This is a genomic window from Niveispirillum sp. FG148 (assembly GCF_057809655.1).
In genome coordinates this window covers 137,320-154,573 of the sequence record NZ_JBMDKJ010000012.1, presented here as the reverse complement: position 1 = coordinate 154,573, position 17,254 = coordinate 137,320, and the positions used below count along the sequence as shown (strand labels likewise).

General features: G+C 62.6%; 16 protein-coding genes. 12 read left to right on the top strand and 4 right to left on the bottom strand.

The annotated features are described in order from the left end of the window. The first annotated feature begins 170 nt into the window (after window positions 1-170). Together ACODTW_RS14790 and gpmA are read left to right on the top strand one after the other, a co-directional pair. On the top strand, window positions 171-2,234 hold the full coding sequence (locus ACODTW_RS14790; protein ID WP_488946788.1) for a TonB-dependent receptor: 2,064 nt from the start codon (window positions 171-173) through the stop codon (window positions 2,232-2,234). A 129-nt stretch (window positions 2,235-2,363) separates the two neighbouring features. After that, window positions 2,364-3,053: a 2,3-diphosphoglycerate-dependent phosphoglycerate mutase gene (gene gpmA, locus ACODTW_RS14785; protein ID WP_488946787.1), complete on the top strand. Its 690-nt coding sequence runs from the start codon at window positions 2,364-2,366 to the stop codon at window positions 3,051-3,053. Between the two features lie 31 nt (window positions 3,054-3,084). Here the strand turns inward: gpmA and ACODTW_RS14780 are convergent, their stop codons facing one another. Continuing rightward, the gene (locus ACODTW_RS14780; protein ID WP_488946786.1) at window positions 3,085-3,840 is read right to left on the bottom strand and encodes a GNAT family N-acetyltransferase; all 756 of its coding nucleotides are present in this window, start codon (window positions 3,838-3,840) and stop codon (window positions 3,085-3,087) included. Window positions 3,841-4,100: 260 nt separating this feature from the next. Between ACODTW_RS14780 and sdhC the strand changes: the two genes are divergently transcribed. From sdhC to ACODTW_RS14755, 5 genes are all read left to right on the top strand, one after another. Next, window positions 4,101-4,499, top strand: a complete 399-nt coding sequence (gene sdhC, locus ACODTW_RS14775; protein WP_488946785.1) for a succinate dehydrogenase, cytochrome b556 subunit — start codon at window positions 4,101-4,103, stop codon at window positions 4,497-4,499. A gap of 11 nt (window positions 4,500-4,510) precedes the next feature. After that, on the top strand, window positions 4,511-4,906 hold the full coding sequence (sdhD, locus tag ACODTW_RS14770) for a succinate dehydrogenase, hydrophobic membrane anchor protein (protein WP_488946784.1): 396 nt from the start codon (window positions 4,511-4,513) through the stop codon (window positions 4,904-4,906). A 5-nt stretch (window positions 4,907-4,911) separates the two neighbouring features. Then, the gene (gene sdhA, locus ACODTW_RS14765) at window positions 4,912-6,702 is read left to right on the top strand and encodes a succinate dehydrogenase flavoprotein subunit (protein WP_488946783.1); all 1,791 of its coding nucleotides are present in this window, start codon (window positions 4,912-4,914) and stop codon (window positions 6,700-6,702) included. 32 nt (window positions 6,703-6,734) lie between these two features. Further along, window positions 6,735-7,517, top strand: coding sequence for a succinate dehydrogenase iron-sulfur subunit (locus ACODTW_RS14760; RefSeq protein ID WP_488946782.1), 783 nt, complete (start codon window positions 6,735-6,737; stop codon window positions 7,515-7,517). A 154-nt stretch (window positions 7,518-7,671) separates the two neighbouring features. Continuing rightward, complete coding sequence (locus ACODTW_RS14755) at window positions 7,672-9,672, top strand: alpha/beta hydrolase family protein (protein WP_488946781.1); 2,001 nt, start codon at window positions 7,672-7,674, stop codon at window positions 9,670-9,672. Window positions 9,673-9,710: 38 nt separating this feature from the next. On the opposite strand, the gene ACODTW_RS14750 is transcribed toward ACODTW_RS14755, so the two are convergent. Beyond that, a complete protein-coding gene (locus tag ACODTW_RS14750) occupies window positions 9,711-10,055 on the bottom strand; it encodes a hypothetical protein (RefSeq protein WP_488946780.1) in 345 nt (114 codons plus the stop codon). 448 nt (window positions 10,056-10,503) lie between these two features. On the opposite strand from ACODTW_RS14750, the gene ACODTW_RS14745 reads away from it, so the two are divergent. The 5 genes from ACODTW_RS14745 to ACODTW_RS14725 all read left to right on the top strand — a co-directional run bounded on the left by ACODTW_RS14745 (window position 10,504) and on the right by ACODTW_RS14725 (window position 16,067). Next, window positions 10,504-11,652 carry a sensor histidine kinase gene (locus ACODTW_RS14745; protein ID WP_488946779.1) on the top strand — a complete coding sequence of 383 codons (1,149 nt, stop codon included), beginning with the start codon at window positions 10,504-10,506 and terminating at the stop codon, window positions 11,650-11,652. After that, on the top strand, window positions 11,645-12,085 hold the full coding sequence (locus ACODTW_RS14740; protein WP_488946778.1) for a response regulator: 441 nt from the start codon (window positions 11,645-11,647) through the stop codon (window positions 12,083-12,085). Before ACODTW_RS14745 ends, ACODTW_RS14740 begins: the two co-directional genes overlap by 8 nt. Next, window positions 12,082-14,202 carry a putative bifunctional diguanylate cyclase/phosphodiesterase gene (locus ACODTW_RS14735; protein WP_488946777.1) on the top strand — a complete coding sequence of 707 codons (2,121 nt, stop codon included), beginning with the start codon at window positions 12,082-12,084 and terminating at the stop codon, window positions 14,200-14,202. The genes ACODTW_RS14740 and ACODTW_RS14735 overlap by 4 nt, the downstream gene beginning before the upstream one ends. A gap of 405 nt (window positions 14,203-14,607) precedes the next feature. Next, a complete protein-coding gene (locus ACODTW_RS14730) occupies window positions 14,608-15,123 on the top strand; it encodes a hypothetical protein (RefSeq protein WP_488946776.1) in 516 nt (171 codons plus the stop codon). After that, window positions 15,120-16,067: a hypothetical protein gene (locus ACODTW_RS14725; RefSeq protein WP_488946775.1), complete on the top strand. Its 948-nt coding sequence runs from the start codon at window positions 15,120-15,122 to the stop codon at window positions 16,065-16,067. Before ACODTW_RS14730 ends, ACODTW_RS14725 begins: the two co-directional genes overlap by 4 nt. Before the next feature lie 108 nt (window positions 16,068-16,175). Here ACODTW_RS14725 and ACODTW_RS14720 read toward each other — a convergent pair whose 3' ends face one another. Further along, complete coding sequence (locus ACODTW_RS14720) at window positions 16,176-16,634, bottom strand: MaoC/PaaZ C-terminal domain-containing protein (RefSeq protein WP_488946774.1); 459 nt, start codon at window positions 16,632-16,634, stop codon at window positions 16,176-16,178. Further along, the gene (locus ACODTW_RS14715; RefSeq protein WP_488946773.1) at window positions 16,631-17,212 is read right to left on the bottom strand and encodes a septation protein A; all 582 of its coding nucleotides are present in this window, start codon (window positions 17,210-17,212) and stop codon (window positions 16,631-16,633) included. Before ACODTW_RS14715 ends, ACODTW_RS14720 begins: the two co-directional genes overlap by 4 nt. Between the last annotated feature and the right edge of the window lie 42 nt (window positions 17,213-17,254).

Sequence of the window (17,254 nt, the reverse complement as noted above, 5' to 3'; positions counted from 1 at the left end):
GCTTGGCTCACGCCGCACGCCCGGCGGGCCGGCAGTCGCCGGCCATGATTTCTGCAGCGGTCAGATTGGTTGGTCCAAATTGGCACCTTGTCGCAGGCAGAACACTTGACCTGCCGACTTTTCCGTCGCAAACAATCGTTACGTTATAACATTTTCAATGGTGAAGTGAGATGCGGAACGGCAAGCGCTGGGTGAAGCGGATGCACGCGCTGGCGGCCGGAACGGCCCTTCTGTCCATGCCGGCCCTGGCCCAGAACGCCCCTATCGCAGATAGCGGCAACCATGACCGGGTGGACGAGATCGTCGTGACCGCCTCCCCCATCGGGGCCAAACGGTTTGATATCCTGCAGGGCACTTCCACCCTGTCGGGAGAAGCGCTGGACCGGTCCCTGTCCACGACGCTGGGTGACGCGCTGGACAAGCTGCCCGGCATGTCGCAGACGGCCTTCGGCGCGGGCGCATCGCGCCCCATCATCCGCGGCCAGGGCGGGGACCGCATCCGCATCCTGTCGGGCGGCATCGGCAGCATCGATGCCAGTTCCACCAGCCCCGACCACGCCCCGGCCGTGGACCTGGACACGGCCAGGAAGGTGGAGGTGGTGCGCGGGCCCGCCACCCTGCTCTATGGCAACAATGCCGCCGGTGGCGTCATCAATGTGCTGGACGGGCGCATTCCCATCGCGGAACCCAAGGACGGCTTTGCCGGCATGGCCCGCGTAACCGTGGGCAGCAATGCCAATGAACGCTCCGTGGCGTCCAGCATCGATGCGCAGCTGAACAGCCCGTTCGTCCTGCATCTGGACGGCTATTACCGCAAGACCGATGATTACAAGGTGCCGGGCCATCTGGAATCCGCGGCCCTGCGCGCGCAGGAGGAGCATGAGCACGCGGAGGCGGAGGAGGCCCGTAAGGATGTCGCCAACAGCGACCTGACCCAGAAGGGGGCCACGGCCGGCCTGTCGCACATTGCCGACTGGGGTTTCCTGGGCGTGTCCGTCAGCCGCATGGACAGCAATTACGGCGTCCCGGCCGGCCACAGCCATGAAGATGGTGGCGGGGAGGAAGGCCCTGTCCGCATCGACCTGGGCCAGACCCGCGTCGACCTGATGGGGGAGATCAACAAGCCGTTTGCCATCTTCGACACCACCCGCGTGCGCTTCGGCTGGGCCGACTACAAGCATACGGAGCTGGAGGATGGCACGCCCGGCACCCGCTTCCTGAACAAGGGCTGGGAAGGCCGCCTGGAATTCGTGCAGAAGCCCTTTGGCAACCTGTCGGGCGCCATGGGTGTGCAGGCCACCAAGCGCGACTTCCAGGCCATTGGCGAGGAAAGCTTCGTTCCGCGCAGCACCACCAATCAGGCCGGCATCTTCACCCTGCAGCGCCTGGATCTGGCGCCCTTCGCGCTGGAAGGCGGCGTGCGCCTGGAACAGCAGAACATCAAGGCCAGCAGCGTCGACTATGACCGCGATTTCACCACGGCGTCCGTTTCGTTCGGCGCATCGCGCCAGCTGGGCGACGGCTGGATGACGGGCGTCAGCCTGTCGCGCACCGAACGCGCCCCCAACGCGGAGGAGCTGCTGTCCGACGGGCCGCACATGGCCACCAGCACCTATGAGTTGGGCGACAAAACCCTGTCCAAGGAAACGGGGCTGGGCGTGGAAGCGACCCTGAAGAAGACGGACGGCCCCGTCACCGCCACCTTCAACCTGTTCTTCAACGATTATGACAATTACGTCTATGAGCGGCTGACAGGGGCGGAACAGGATGGCCTGCCCGTGGCCCAGTTCACGGCCACCGACGCCCGGTTCTGGGGCTTCGAGGTGGAGGGCGAGGCCAAGCTGTTCCGCAATGACATGGTGACGGTCGCACTGGATGGCGGGCTGGATTATGTGCGCGCCACCGACCGGTCCAACCACAGCCCGCTACCCCGGATGCCGGCCCTGTCGCTGCGCTCCGGTCTGGCGGCGGAATTCGCCACCGTCTCCGCGCGCGTGGAAGGGGTATGGACCGACAAGCAGAAGCGCACGACGGAATTCGAGCTGCCGACCGACAGTTCCACCGTCTTCAACGCCTCGGTCGACTGGCACCCGCTGGAAAGCCAGGATGTCACCCTGCTGCTGGAAGCCCGCAACCTGACGAACGAGGAAGTGCGCTACAGCACCTCCTTCCTGAAGGACGTGCTGCCCCAGCCCGGCCGCGACTTCCGTCTGACCCTGCGAGCGGGGTTCTGAGGTCGCCGCGAACGCAACCCGTTCCCCCTGGAACAGACCTTGGTGCCGGCCTGTCGTCTGTGTTAGGACGCAGGCCGGCAGCATAAACAGCGCCCCGCCATCGGGGCCGTTCATAGGGGAAAGTGGGAGATGACGAAGCTTGTCCTGATCCGCCATGGGCAGAGCGTGTGGAACCAGCTCGACCTGTTCACCGGCTGGACCGATGTGGACCTGTCGCCGCAGGGCGTGGAAGAGGCCAAGGAGGCCGGCGTCAAGCTGAAGGCCGCCGGCTTCGATTTCGACGTCTGCCACACCTCCGTGCTGAAGCGCGCCATCAAGACCAGCAATCTGGCCCTGGAGGCCATGGACCGCATCTGGGTGCCGCAATACAAGAACTGGCGCCTGAACGAACGCCATTATGGCGGCCTGCAGGGCCTGAACAAGACGGAGACGGCAGCCAAGCATGGTGCCGATCAGGTCAAGATCTGGCGCCGTTCCTATGACATCGCCCCGCCCGTCCTGGCCGAAGACGATGAGCGCCTGCCCGACGCCGATCCGCGCTATGCCGATCTGTCCAAGGATCAGCTGCCGCGCACGGAAAGCCTGAAGGATTGCGTGGCCCGCGTCGTCCCCTACTGGACCGACGTAATCGCCCCGCAGGTCAAGGAAGGTAAGCGCGTGCTGGTCGCCGCCCATGGCAACAGCCTGCGCGGTCTGGTCAAGTACCTGTCCGGCATGGGCGACGAGGAGATCGTGCAGTTCGAGATCCCGACGGGCAAGCCCATCGTCTATGAACTGGATGCCGATCTGAAGGCGCTGAAGCGGTATTTCCTGGATTGATCGGGATGGGGGGCGCCCGCCGTGGCGCCCCCTATCTCAACACCGCATACGCATAATCATAGAGCGGCTGGAACCCCAGCCGGCGATAAAGCGCCAAGGCCGGTGCATTGACAGTGCCCACCTGCAGATAGGCGCCCACCACCCCCTCACCAGCCGCCCGCGCCATCATGTCGACCATCAGGCGCCGGGTCAGGCCACGGCCCCGGCGATCGGGCCGGCAGGCCACCTTGAAGAAGCCGACCCAGCCCCGGTCCAGCACGGCCAGACAGGCCGCCACCGGCTCCCCGTCCTCCAGCAGCAGCGCATAAAGCGGCCGGGCAACGATGCCCGACAGGATGGCGGTCAGGGCAGGCAGTTCCGCATCGGCCACCGGCACCATGGTGCGATAAATCGCCAGCCAGGCCGGATCGAACCGGTCCACAATCCGCACATCGGAATCCGGCCCCGCATCGGCCCGGTCAAGGCTCCGCAACAGCACATGGCTTTCGCTGGCGGTGCGATAACCCCGGCCCCGCAGCCGGTCCGTCAGATCGGGCGGGCACAGGGGCGTCAGGCGGAACATCGGGGGCAGTCCCTGTCTGCGATAGGTCGCCTCCACCATATCAATTACAGCGTCGTCAATGGCGGCAATGGGGACCACGGCATTGGCGGAGTTGGCGCGCCCCGTATGCCCGTCGGCAAAGTACAGCGCCCAGCCGCGATGGATCAGCCGTCGCGGCGCCGGCCAGGCCGTCATGGACAGGTCTTCCAGAAAGGCGATGTCATCCAGGCAATCACACGACAGCATGCTATGCCGTTCCTTCGGTGTAAAAGGCGGGGAGAATTATCGTGCCATGCCGAAAAACAGGGGCGCCATGCCAAGGTAGGGGGGCCGTCACGCCCCCTACCGCACTGCCGAAGCGTTGACGAGACGGGGGGTTCGGCGTAAGTCACTCGAGCGATTTCTTTGTCTCATAAGCTGCCGGTGGTCTTGCCGCCGGGCGTCGCCTCCCCTGGCGGGGGTGGGGCGTGGGGTTTACCCTGGCAATCATCAAGGACGAAAGAGAGATGACCGACACGCCTGCGGCCCGACGGCAACGGCCCTTGTCCCCCCACCTGCAGGTCTACCGGCTGCCGCTGCCGGCCCTGACGTCCATTGCCCACCGCATCACCGGCGTGGGTCTGACCGTTGGCACCCTGCTGCTGGTCTGGTGGCTGGTCGCCGCCGCGGCCGGTCCGGATGCCTATGCCTGCGCCACCAACTTCATCGGCTCGCCCATCGGGCTGCTGCTGATGTTCGGCTGGACCGCGGCGCTCTGGTACCACCTGTTCAACGGCATCCGCCACCTGATCTGGGACAGCGCCAAGATGCTGACCCTGGAACAGTCCTATTCCAGCGCCAAGCTGGTCATCGGCGCTGCCGTGGTCGCCACACTGGCGACCTGGGTCGTGGCTTTCGCGGCGTGACGGGGGAACAGATGGCTAACGATACCAACAGCTTCCGCACGCCGCTGGGCCGCGCCCGCGGCCTGGGCTCTGCCAAGGTCGGCGCCCTGCACTGGCTTTCCTACCGCGTGGCCTCGGCCGGTCTGGCGATCCTGACCGTGCTGTTCATGATCCTGGTGATCAGCCTGATCGGCGCGCCCTATGAGGAGGTGGTGGCCACCTTCAAGCGCCCGTGCCCGGCCATCCTGACCGTGCTGTTCCTGGGCTTCCTGTTCCATCATGCCGCATACGGTATGCAGGAAGTCTTTGAGGACTATATCCATGGCAAGGTGGCCAAGGTGGCCGTGATCGGCCTGACCAAGCTGGTCGCCCTGGTGCTGTTCCTCGCCGGCGCTTTCGCCGTCCTGAAGATCGCTTTCGGAGCCTGATGAACATGGCGACCGCTTACAAGATCATCGACCACGAATATGACGTCGTCGTCGTGGGTGCCGGTGGCGCCGGCCTGCGCGCCACCTTCGGCATGGCCGAAAAGGGCCTGAAGACGGCCTGCATCACCAAGGTGTTCCCGACCCGCAGCCACACCGTGGCAGCGCAGGGCGGCATCTCGGCAGCGCTCGGCAACATGGGCAATGACGACTGGCGCTTCCACATGTACGACACCGTCAAGGGGTCGGACTGGCTGGGCGACCAGGACGCCATCGAGTACATGGTGCGCGAGGCCATCCCCGCCATCATCGAGCTGGAACACCAGGGCGTGCCGTTCTCGCGCACGGCCGAGGGCAAGATCTACCAGCGCGCCTTCGGCGGCATGACCACCGAATATGGCAAGGGTCAGGCCTACCGCACCTGTGCGGCCGCCGACCGTACCGGCCACGCCATGCTGCATACGCTGTATCAGCAGAGCCTGCGCCACCATGCCGAATTCTTCATCGAATATTTCGCCCTCGACCTGCTGATGGACGAGGAAGGCGTGTGCCGCGGCGTGCTGGCCTGGAACCTGGACGATGGCACCATCCATCGCTTCCGCGGTCACCAGACGGTGCTGGCCACCGGCGGCTATGGCCGCGCCTATTTCTCCGCCACGTCGGCCCACACCTGCACGGGTGATGGCGGCGGCATGGTGCTGCGCGCCGGCCTGCCCCTGCAGGACATGGAATTCGTGCAGTTCCACCCCACGGGCATCTACGGCTCCGGCTGTCTGATCACCGAGGGTGCGCGCGGCGAAGGCGGGTACCTGACCAACAGCGCCGGCGAGCGCTTCATGGAGCGCTATGCCCCGTCCGCCAAGGACCTGGCGTCGCGCGACGTGGTCAGCCGCTCCATGACCATCGAGATCCGTGAAGGGCGCGGTGTCGGTCCCAACAAGGACCATATCCACCTGCACCTGGAACATCTGGCACCCGACGTCATCCATGCCCGCCTGCCCGGCATCGCCGAAAGCGCGCGCGTGTTTGCCGGTGTGGACGTGACCAAGGAGCCGATCCCGGTTCTGCCCACCGTCCATTACAACATGGGCGGCATCCCCACGAATTACCGTGGCGAGGTCATCCGTCCCACCGCCGACAATCCCGACCAGGTCGTCCCCGGCCTGATGGCCATTGGCGAGGCGGCCTGCGTGTCCGTGCATGGCGCCAACCGTCTGGGTTCCAACTCCCTGCTGGATCTGGTGGTGTTCGGCCGGTCGGCCGCCATCCGCGCGGCGGAGATCGTCACCAAGGGCGCCCCGCACAAGACCATTTCCAACGACAGCACCGACAAGGCGCTGGCCCGTCTGGACAAGGCCCGCTTTGCCAAGGGCGGCACCCGCGTGGCCCATCTGCGCCTGGAAATGCAGAAGATCATGCAGAATAACTGCGCGGTCTTCCGTACCGGCGAGGTGCTGGACGAGGGCGTGGAGCTGATGAAGAAGGTCTGGGAAAAGCGCCCGGACGTGTCTGTCAGCGACAGCTCCATGATCTGGAACAGCGATCTGGTGGAAGCGCTGGAACTGGACAATCTGATGTACCAGGCCGTTGCGACCATCAATTCCGCCGCCAACCGTCAGGAATCCCGTGGCGCCCACGCGCGTGAGGATTACAGCGAGCGTGACGACGAAAACTGGATGAAGCACACCACCGTCTGGGTGGATGAAACGGGCAAGCCCAACATCGATTATCGCCCGGTGCATCTCTACACCCTGACGAACGAGGTGGAAGTGTTCCCGCCGAAGAAGCGCGTCTACTAACCGTCACGATCGTTTGAGAGGGCTTTCATCCCATGGCTGAATTCTCCCTGCCCGCCAATTCGAAGGTCGTGCCCGGCAAGACCATCAAGTCGGCGACTGCGGATGCCAAGCGCACCCGCACCTTCCGCATCTACCGTTATGACCCTGACTCGGGCCAGAACCCGCGTGAGGACAAGTACGAGATCGACCTGGACAAGTGCGGTCCGATGGTTCTGGACGCGCTGATCCACATCAAGAACGATGTGGACAGCACGCTCACCTTCCGTCGTTCCTGCCGTGAGGGCATCTGCGGCTCCTGCGCGATGAATATCGACGGGCGCAACACGCTGGCCTGCCTGAAGCCGATCGACGAGGTGAAGGGCGACGTCAAGATCTACCCGCTGCCGCATCAGCCGGTGGTGAAGGATCTGGTGCCCGACCTGAACCAGAACTATGCCCAGCTGGCCTCCATCAAGCCCTGGCTGCAGACTCAGAGCACGGCCCCGTCGCGCGAACGCCTGCAGAGCCCGGAAGAGCGCGCCAAGCTGGACGGGCTGTACGAGTGCATCCTGTGCTTCTGCTGCACCACGTCCTGCCCCAGCTATTGGTGGAATGGCGATCGTTACCTGGGTCCGGCAGTGCTGCTGCAGGCCTATCGCTTCATCGCCGACAGCCGCGATGAAATGACGGGAGAGCGTCTGGACGCGCTGGAGGATCCGTTCCGCCTCTATCGCTGCCACACGATCATGAACTGCACCCAGACCTGCCCCAAGGGTCTGAACCCCGCCAAGGCCATCGCCGAGATCAAGAAGCTGATGGCCGCCCGCGCCGCCTGAGGCGAAGCGGAAGGTTGGAAAGGCAAGGCCGCCGGGATCGCTCCCGGCGGCCTTTTCTATGCGACCGACCGACCGGAGCCACACCAGAGGCGATACTTGCCCGCCGTTTCCACCACCCCTATAAAGGGGATGCAGAAATCACGCGAGGCTCGCTATGCGACGTGCCGCCTTGGGGATCGTCACCGCCCTGGCCCTGCTGACCGGCAGTGCGATGGCCCAGCAACCGCTCACGCCGCCACCGCTGGAAGCTTTTGCCCGGCTGCCCGCCGCCGATAGCCCGAAATTGTCACCCGACGGGCAGCATGTGGCCTTTCTGGCCTCCGTCGGGGGGCGGCGCATGCTGGTGGTCAAGACGCTGCTGGTCGGCCCGCAGCCAGCCGATGACCGGGTCATCGCCCCGGAAGAAGGGGATATACGCTGGTTCACCTGGGCCAAGAATGACCGGCTGCTGATCGGCGTTGGCGGCACCGGAGAACGGATCCGCAGCGTACGCTTCACCCGCGATTTCAGCGGCGCGCTGAACAGCCCCTCCTTGAACCTGCCCGGGGTGCAGGTGAAAAAGGTGCTGACGGAAGAAAGGCGCCTGCTGGCCGTCGATCTGGACGGGGGCAACGCCAGGGAGATCGGACGGCGCAAGCCGTTTGATAAGCTGTCAGATGCCCTGCTGGGCGACATGGTGCTGTCCATCCTGCCCGACGATCCCGACAATATCCTGATGATGATGCAGGAGGACCGGTTCAGCCCGCCAAGCGTGGCCCGGGTCAATGTCCGGACCGGGGACCGCACCACGATCCAGAATTCCCGCCCCTATGTCACACGCTGGGTTGTTGCAGCGGACGGGACGGTACGCGCCGGCATGAAGATTCGCGACAGTGTCGCCACCATCATCGTCCGCGGCCCTGATGGCGAATGGATGGATATCGGCAGCGCCGATCTGACCAAGGGCCAGGAAATGCGCGTGCTGGGCGGGCCGCGCGACCCGGATATCCTGTATGTCGCCAGCCGGCACGAAAGCGACCGCTGGGCGCTTTACACCTATTCCATCGCGAAGCGGGGTTTCGTGGGCCAACTGGCAGAGCACCCGCGTTACGATATTGACGGCCTGGCGTCCCTGGATGGGGTACCGGTGGGTGCCACCTTCCTGGGCGATCTGCCTGAGCAGATCCTGTTTGATCCACAGGATCAGCAGACGCTTGCCGCCATCGACAAGGCCGTCCCCAACAGCCGGGAAACCATTGCCAGCCGGTCGCGTGACGGGCGCTATCTGATCATCATCTCACGCGGGCCCACGATGCCGCCGCGCTATCACCTTTTTGACCGGCAGACGGGCGGCCTGAGCGCATTGGGTGAGGCCTACCCTGAACTGTCGGGCCAGGTCCTGGGCCGACGGTCCTATGCCGCCTATCCCGCGCGCGACGGTACCGCCATTCCCGCCTACATCACCCTGCCGCCCGGCCGCGAGGCGCGGCAACTGCCCTTTGTCATCCTGCCCCATGGTGGACCAGCGTCGCGCGATGGCCTGGGCTTCGACTGGATGGCACAGTTCCTGGCCAGCCGCGGCTATGGCGTGATCCAGCCGAATTTTCGCGGCTCCACCGGCTATGGCAAGGCCTTCGAACAGGCCGGACGCGGCCAATGGGGCGGCCTGATGCAGGATGATCTGGTCGATGCCGCGCGGTTCCTGACCGGGCAGGGTCTGGCCGACCCCGGCCGCCTGTGCATGGTCGGCGCCTCCTACGGTGGCTATGCCGCCCTGGTGGCCGGTTTCCGCGATCCGGGATTGTTCCGCTGCGTGGTCAGCATCAATGGCGTGGCTGACCTGACGGCGCTGTTCGATGACGCCCGCTATTCACAGATGCGTGACGCCACGCGCGCCTCCTTCGGCCGGGACCGGGATGCGGTGGAACGATTGTCCCCGAAGGCGCGGGCGGCGGAATTCACCGTCCCCGTCCTTCTGGTCCATGGCACCGACGACACGGTCGTCCCGGCGGATGACAGCCGCGACATGGCCACCATCCTGGGGAGATACGGCAAACCCCATCGCCTGGAACTGATCGACGGGGGAAGCCATTGGCTGACCACGGCGCAGGAGCGCATCACCGTCCTGAAGGCTGTGGAGGCATTTCTGGCTGAGCAGATGGGTCCGCCTTCCTGAAACCGCCCCCGCGGCGATCTGAAGGAATGGCGGGTCGATCAGCCCGGCACGGCCTGCGTCAGCACGCCGTCGACAATGGTACAGCGCAGCGCCCGGCGCTGCGGCGGCTCGAAGCTGTCCTTGCGGCTGGCCATGGTAAAGGGCTGGAAAACGGACTGCGTGCCGCCATTGGTGGTCAGTTCCGGCAGGTCGAACGCGATGCGGTAGCGATCGCCGAAGGACCGCTCCACTTCCCGCCGGCAGATATCGGTGGCGGTGCGCGGCACCCGGTAATTGCCATGGTCATACTCACCATCATTCACATTGACCGAACAGCCACCCAGCAGGCCAACCGCAGCCGTCGCCAGCAGGGCAAGAGTGGAAACCCGAGAAATACGCGCCATCTGCGCCCCCATCATTGCAAGATGGCAAAGGATGCCGGGAGCGGCTGCGGCAGCGCAATCACCGTTACCCTGGCGTTACCAAGTGAATTCAAAAGGAAATAGGCACCCGGTCCTTGCCCACCTTTGTTGCTGTCGGGTTTCGACCCGTAATGCCAAGTTGCGACGTGTGAAACTCATCGCAACTTGGTTCGCCCGTTGAGCGCCCGCGCGCCCAGGCGCCAGGGTTGGTCGGCCAGCAGCAAAATCTGCCCGAATATTGCCCTAGTCGCGGACATAGCCAGGCACAGAGATTACGCCACAAGCCATAGTCCCCCTTGCGAATGACATAGGGGCGGAAGAGCGGAAACACACCGAGGATGATTGTATTTCCAATGGTTCTGCGACTAAAATAAACAGCAGGATCTTCCACAGGGCTCTTGGTCGATCGCCTGTTGCGGGGAGTCGGTCCATGTCGATGCCCATCCAGCCCGCGGAAACGGGCATTTCTTCCGATGAACGCTTTCGCCTGGTTGTGGAGGCCGCCCCCAACGCCATGGTGATGGTCGACAAGGACGGGCTGGTGGTCATGGTCAATGCCGCAACGGAACGGCTGTTCGGCTATGACAGGGCCGATCTGCTGGGCCAGCCGGTGGAAATGCTGGTACCAGACCGGCATCGAAGGGACCATGCCGGTCTGCGCCGCGGCTTCTTTCAGCATGCCCACAGTTCCCGGCCGATGGGCGCCGGTCGCGACCTGTTCGCCCGCCACCGGGATGGCAGCGAGTTTCCGGTGGAAATCGGCCTGAACCCCATCCAGACGGATAGCGGATTGATGGTGCTGTCGGCCATTGTCGATATTTCCGACCGGACGCAGAAGCTGCAACGGCTGAACGAGGCGCTGCTGGACCGCACACGGGAACTGGAAGCCGTAAACCAGGAACTGGAGGCCTTCGCCTATTCCGTTTCCCACGATCTGCGGGCGCCATTGCGCAGCATGGACGGGTTCAGCCTGGCCCTGCTGGAGGATTATGCCGACCGGCTGGACGAAACGGCCAAAGATCACCTGACCCGCATCCGTCGGGGCGCCGTGCGCATGGGGCAGTTGATCGATGACCTGCTGAAGCTGTCGCGGGTGACCCGATCCACCATCACCCCGATGCCGACGGATCTGTCCGCCATGGCGCGCGAGGTGGTGGATGATCTGCGGCAGCGCGACCCCGCACGACCGGTGTCCGTCACCATCGCCCCTGGTCTGCACGCGGTCGTCGATCCCCGCCTGGTCCGCGTCGTGCTGGACAATCTGCTGGGCAATGCCTGGAAGTTTACCGGCCGCCGGGCCGACGCCGCCATCGCCATTGATGCGGGCACCGTGGACGGCCGGCCAGGTTTCCAAGTATCGGACAATGGCGTCGGGTTCGACATGGCCTATGCCCACAAGCTGTTCGCCCCCTTCCAGCGGCTGCATGCCACCAGCGAGTTCGAGGGCACGGGTATCGGCCTCGCCACTGTCGCCCGCGTCATCCGCCGGCACGGGGGCGAGATCCATATCCAGTCCGAAGCCGGCAAGGGCACCGTTGTCTCCTTCACCTTGGCCCCTGGGGAGATGATCCATGGCTGACGGCAGAGTGCTGATCGTCGAGGACGATCCCGACGACGAGGCCTTGATCCTGCGCGCCTTGAAATCCGCGCATCTGTCCAATCCCATCGACATTGCCCGCGACGGGGTGGAAGCCCTGGCCTACTGCCTGGGAGAGGACGGGGCACCACCGTCGCACGCCCTGCCCGTCGTCGTGCTGCTGGACCTGAAACTGCCCAAGATCGACGGGCTGGAGGTGCTGCGGCGGCTGAAAGCGGCGGAACGTACCGCCCACATGCCTGTGGTCATTCTGACCTCTTCCGATGAGCAGGAGGACATCCTGCGCTCCTACCAGCTGGGCGTGAACTCCTATGTCCGCAAGCCTGTGGATTTTCAGCAGTTCACGGCCGCCGTCACCCAGCTGGGCCTCTACTGGACCTTGATCAACCAGCCGCTGCGGGAGACGGGTCGATGACACAGCGCAGACCCGTGCGCATGCTGCTGGTGGAGGACAGCGACCTGGACGCGGCCTGGCTGATCGAAAGCCTGCGGCGCGGCGGCCTGGACCTGGCGGCAACACATGTTGAAAGCCGTGAAGGCGTGGTGGCGGCCCTGGGCCGGCAGCCCTGGGACATTGTGCTGTGCGATTATTCCATGCCATCCCTGTCCCCCAATGACGTGATCGCCCTGGTCCGGCAGCACGACCCTGACCTGCCGCTGATCGTGGTGACGGGCACGATCGGGGAGGAAGCGGCCGTGGCCCTGATGCATGCCGGGGCCGCCGATCTGGTGCTGAAGGACCGCATCGCACGCCTGCGGCCCGCCATCGAACGGGAACTGGCAGCAGCGGCGACGCGGCGCAAGGCCCATATCATCGAAGCGGCACGGCAGCAGGCCGACATGGTGCTGCGCTCCATCGCCGCGAACATCCCCGGCATCATCTTCCGGCGGTTCATGACGCCGGACGGAATGGTCCGCTACACCTTCATGCAGAAGGAGTTGCTGGCCGATTTCATCGACATGTCGGACCTGGCCGACCCCGCCAACCATCCGCTGGTCACGGCCGCGGGAGCTACGCTGCTGCGCGCCATCCATCCCGACGACAGGCGCCGTTATCGGGAGGAGATGCAGCGGTCGGCGTCCGATCTGGCGCCCATGGCGGTGGAGTTCCGGCTGGTCACGCCGTCCGGCGCCACCCGCTGGCTGCGATCCCAGTCACAGCCGGAGCGACTGGCCGATGGATCGACACAATGGGATGGCATCGCCCTGGATGTGACGGAACTGAAGGCGGCGGAGAGTGTGCGCGATGAGTTGGCCTATTTCGATCCCGTGACGGGTCTGCCCAACCGCACCCGCTTCACCCGGCTGCTGTCCGACGCCCTGGCCGCCGTGCCGGCCCATCGCCGCGAGGCCCTGTTCTGCGTCGGCCTGGAATCCTTCACCGACCTGCAGGATGGCTGGGGTCTGGCCGCCACCGACGCGCTGGTGCGACAGGTGGCGGCCAGGCTTCAGAACCTGCTGGCCCCCGGCGAGGTGCTGGCCCGGCTGGAAAGCGGCTATTTCTGCGTGCTGCTGCCCGACGCGCCCGATGACCTGGCGACCCGCCTGCGGGAATTGCAGGGGGCCTTTGACGCGCCTTACTGCGTAGAGGGGGTGCAATTGTATCGCCGCGCCCTGGTCGGGGTCAGTGTCCATCCCGTCGACGCGCGCGACGCCGCGGAGATGCTTCAGCATGCCAGCACGGCCCTGCATCAAGTAAAGCCGGGCGGCGTGCCCTTCCGGCTTTACGCGCCGGACATGACCCAGCGGGTGGTGGAGCGGCAATGGCTGCAATCCGAACTGGGGGCCGCCCTGGGGCGCGGGGAGATCGAGCCCTTCTTTCAGCCCATGGTGCATCCCGTAAACCACCGCATCATCGGGGCCGAGGCGCTGGTCCGCTGGCGGCACGGGGCACGCGGCCTGATCTCCCCCGCTGATTTCATTCCGGCGGCCGAACAGGGCGGACAGATCGTCGAACTGGGCCGGGAGATGCTGTGCCTGTCCCTGGCCCAGGCCGCCCGCTGGCGCGCCGAGGGTCTGTGCGATTTCCCCCTGTCGGTGAATGTTTCCGGCATTCAGCTGATGCGGCCGGATTTCAGCGCCCAGGTGCTGGAACTGCTGGACCTGCTGAACCTGCCCATGGCGGCGCTGAAGCTGGAGCTGACGGAAAGCACCATCATCCGCGACGATGACACAGTGCTGCGCAATATCGCCGATCTGGCGGACCGGGGCGTCACCTTCGCGCTGGATGATTTCGGCATGGAACATTCGGTGTTCAGCCGCCTGTCCCAGCTTCCCATCGACACGGTCAAGGTCGACAAGTTTTTCATCGGCCAGATGACCCGCAACGAAGCGCACGCCGCCCTGGTCCAGGCCATCGTCGCCATGGCCCATGCCATGCGCAAACAGGTGGTGGCCGAAGGGGTGGAAACGCAGGAAGAACTGATCTACCTGCGCGCCTATCAATGCGACGCCCTGCAAGGCTATCTGTTCAGCCGCCCCGTGCCGGCGATGGAGATGGAGGGGCTGTTGCACCGGGGACGGCTGGGGTGAAATCCAGGTGCGGAAAGTGCAATTAAACAAAGTAAATCATATAATTCGCGCGATTAATTGACATTTTCCAGAGCCGAACGTCCAATTTTAACTATGCCATTCATATTCTTATTATATAAATTTTAATCATGTTATTTTATTGTGACAGCCTTTTGCCATTAACACACCCCATAAAGATAATTGAAAAATTGCAACAACCCTCTGGGGCCGAAACGCATGTTATCACGGAAAATTCCAGCCCTAAAAGGGTGCATGGCATTCATACCGCACCACATATAGCCACACGGCACTTTGGCCTACCCAACAAGTTGACAATCTCCACCCTATCCGTCACCAATCAAAGGGGATGCATAGGGCAAGGAGAGGGGCAAAGTGCTGGGGCTGCATACACCACAGGAACGTTTGGTGGCCAAGACATTGACCCTAGCGTTCTTAAGTTACATGCTGATTCGAACACTCGTCGCTCCTGTCGGCGTATTACTCTCAGGAACTTCCGGGCAATCAGGATCGGCAGCCTTCGCCGATGCATATGTTGCAGCTTTTCATACAATTTTTTTCGACTACAGTGTCGTTGGTGAAAAATCAAATGCGATTGCCTCGATAATATCTGTAATTAAGGCAGGAATTGCATGCATCCCAGCAGCACTGGGAAAATTGTTCATGAAACTTGACACTAGCGCTGGAAACGAAAATCATCCGGCCAGAGAATTAAATGGATCTGGAAAATGCGCCATAATAATATGTCTAATTGCCGCACTATCAAGTGTAATTGGGATATTTACGATTAATCAGTTTGGCATAAACATGCTCGACGATCGGGAGGTGTCAATATTATCAAAATCATCCGAAACAATGTTCACTATGCTTTCTATTTACATCAGTATTCTGTTCGGACACAAAGCTGTGAAGGGTGGGTCATGAGATTCGGTGGGATTATCCTTTTCCTGGCTTATATCTGCGCACTGCCCGCTGCTGCCCAGAGAGCTGACATTCGCCCCCTTAATCTTAGTGAGGCCATCACTGCAAAGTTTGTAATGATACATGAAGGGAAAGTTCTAGATGGAGATGTATTTACCAAGATTCCTTTCAGCGAAGGTGCACTGTACGAAGAATTTTCCATCCATCGGAAGACACCTGATGGGGGATATGAATCCACTCCATTTACATATTTTACCATTAGCATCTCATCTCTCGACAAGGCATTGAATATGCCTACCTTGAATTTTAGGAACAGATTTCAGGGCGAGGAATTTCGGACAGGCGCGCCTAAGGTCTACAATACAAGACTGTGGAATACTGACGACTCATTTCAGATGAAGGCCATATCTGAGGCAATGATGCGAGCAGCGGATCTTTTGGATGCGGCGGAAGCTATGGCTGAAATTGAGGAGTCATCATCTTGCCGGGACAGGGACACCTACGGCGTGGCGTATAAATTTGCAGAGGGATACAATCTGCTCAATGAGCTTCGCCTTGTTGGAATGGTTATTAAGAAAAATACTATTTTATGGCCATACCTTATGAAATCAACACAGATTCTTCAAAAATACACTACAGTCTGCGCCAAGATTATTGGCGGTGAAGATTCCAGTCGAGTCAAGGACACAAGGGAGTTACTCCAACGACTGGAAGACATTGAAGCAAATTACTTCAAAAGAGCCTATGAATTCCTCTCGTCAAAGCAGGGCTTCGCCACAATTGGAAGTTGCAGAAGAGTAAAAGCCCTTTATGACGCCAGTACGGGCACTTCATCGTCGTCCCATGACGTGTTCTGGGCAAAGCAGGCTATTGAGCGCGGTATGCTCAACATGCAATCCGTCAATGACCTATACAAATTCTGCCCATCAAGATCAATGAAACGGTAGATCCCTCAAAGAAAGAAGCAGAGAAGAAGAAATAAGACCTACCCAGAAAAGGAAAGCGTTGAACATTTATGAATCAGCAGGACCAGGCCATATTGCTTCTCACTCGGCCTATATTTGACCCCGCGACGCCACCAACCCCACAATATCAATCGACAGCACCACATCCCCCGCCTGGTTCCACAGCTCGCGGCGGAACTTGACGATGCCACGGCCGCCCTTGCGCGAGGGCGTCAGGTCCAGGATCGTGTCGGTCAGGAACAGCGTATCCCCTGCCCTGACCGGCTTCTGGAATTTCAACTGCCAGTCAAAGCCGCCAAGGAAGGCCCAGGGGCGGCCGTCCTTGGCCATCGTCTCGTGCCCCAGAATGTAGGAGAGCGAGATGGTGTAGCCGCCGCTGGCGATCAGGCCGCCGAAATGGCTCTGTGCCGCCGCGTCTTCATCCACATGGAAATCCCAGGGGTCGTAGCGGCGGGCGTAATCCAGCATCGCCGCACGATCGACCGTCAGGGTGCGCGACCGCTGCACCTCGCCCACGGCCAGATCATCGAAGAAGGTCCGCCCGGTCATGGTGCCGGCGTTTCCCCGTCGGTGCCCGGTTCCGGCTTCTGATGCTTCATGATCACGGGGATCTGGGCGAGCGAGAAGGCGATGGACAACGGCATGATGCCGAAGACCTTGAAATTCACCCACATCTCGGTCCCGAAATGGCGCCAGACGATCTCGTTCAGCACAGCCAGAAGCAGGAAGAACCAGGCCCAGCGCACCGTCAGGATGCGCCATCCGGCGTCTTCCAGGTCGAGTGCGGCCCCCAGCACCACCTTCAGCAGGTTGCGCTTCAGGTAAAGGCCCACAAACAGGGTGGCCGACAGCAGCAGGTTGACGACCGTCGGCTTGATCTTGATGAACAGTTCATCATTCAGCCACAGGGTCAGGCCCCCGAAGACCAGCACGAAGAAGCAGCCCACCAGCGGCATGACCGGCAGGCGCCGTTCCAGCAGCCAGTTGACGGCCAGGGCCAGCGTGGTGGCGAGCATGAACACACCCGTGCCGGCCATCAGGCCGAAGCGGGAATTGATGACGAAGAACAGGGCCAGCGGCCCCGCCTCCAGAGCCAGTTTCAGCAGCGGATTCATGGAAGCCAGCATGTACCCGTAACCGGGACGCCGCACCAGCGCAGAGTTGCCTTC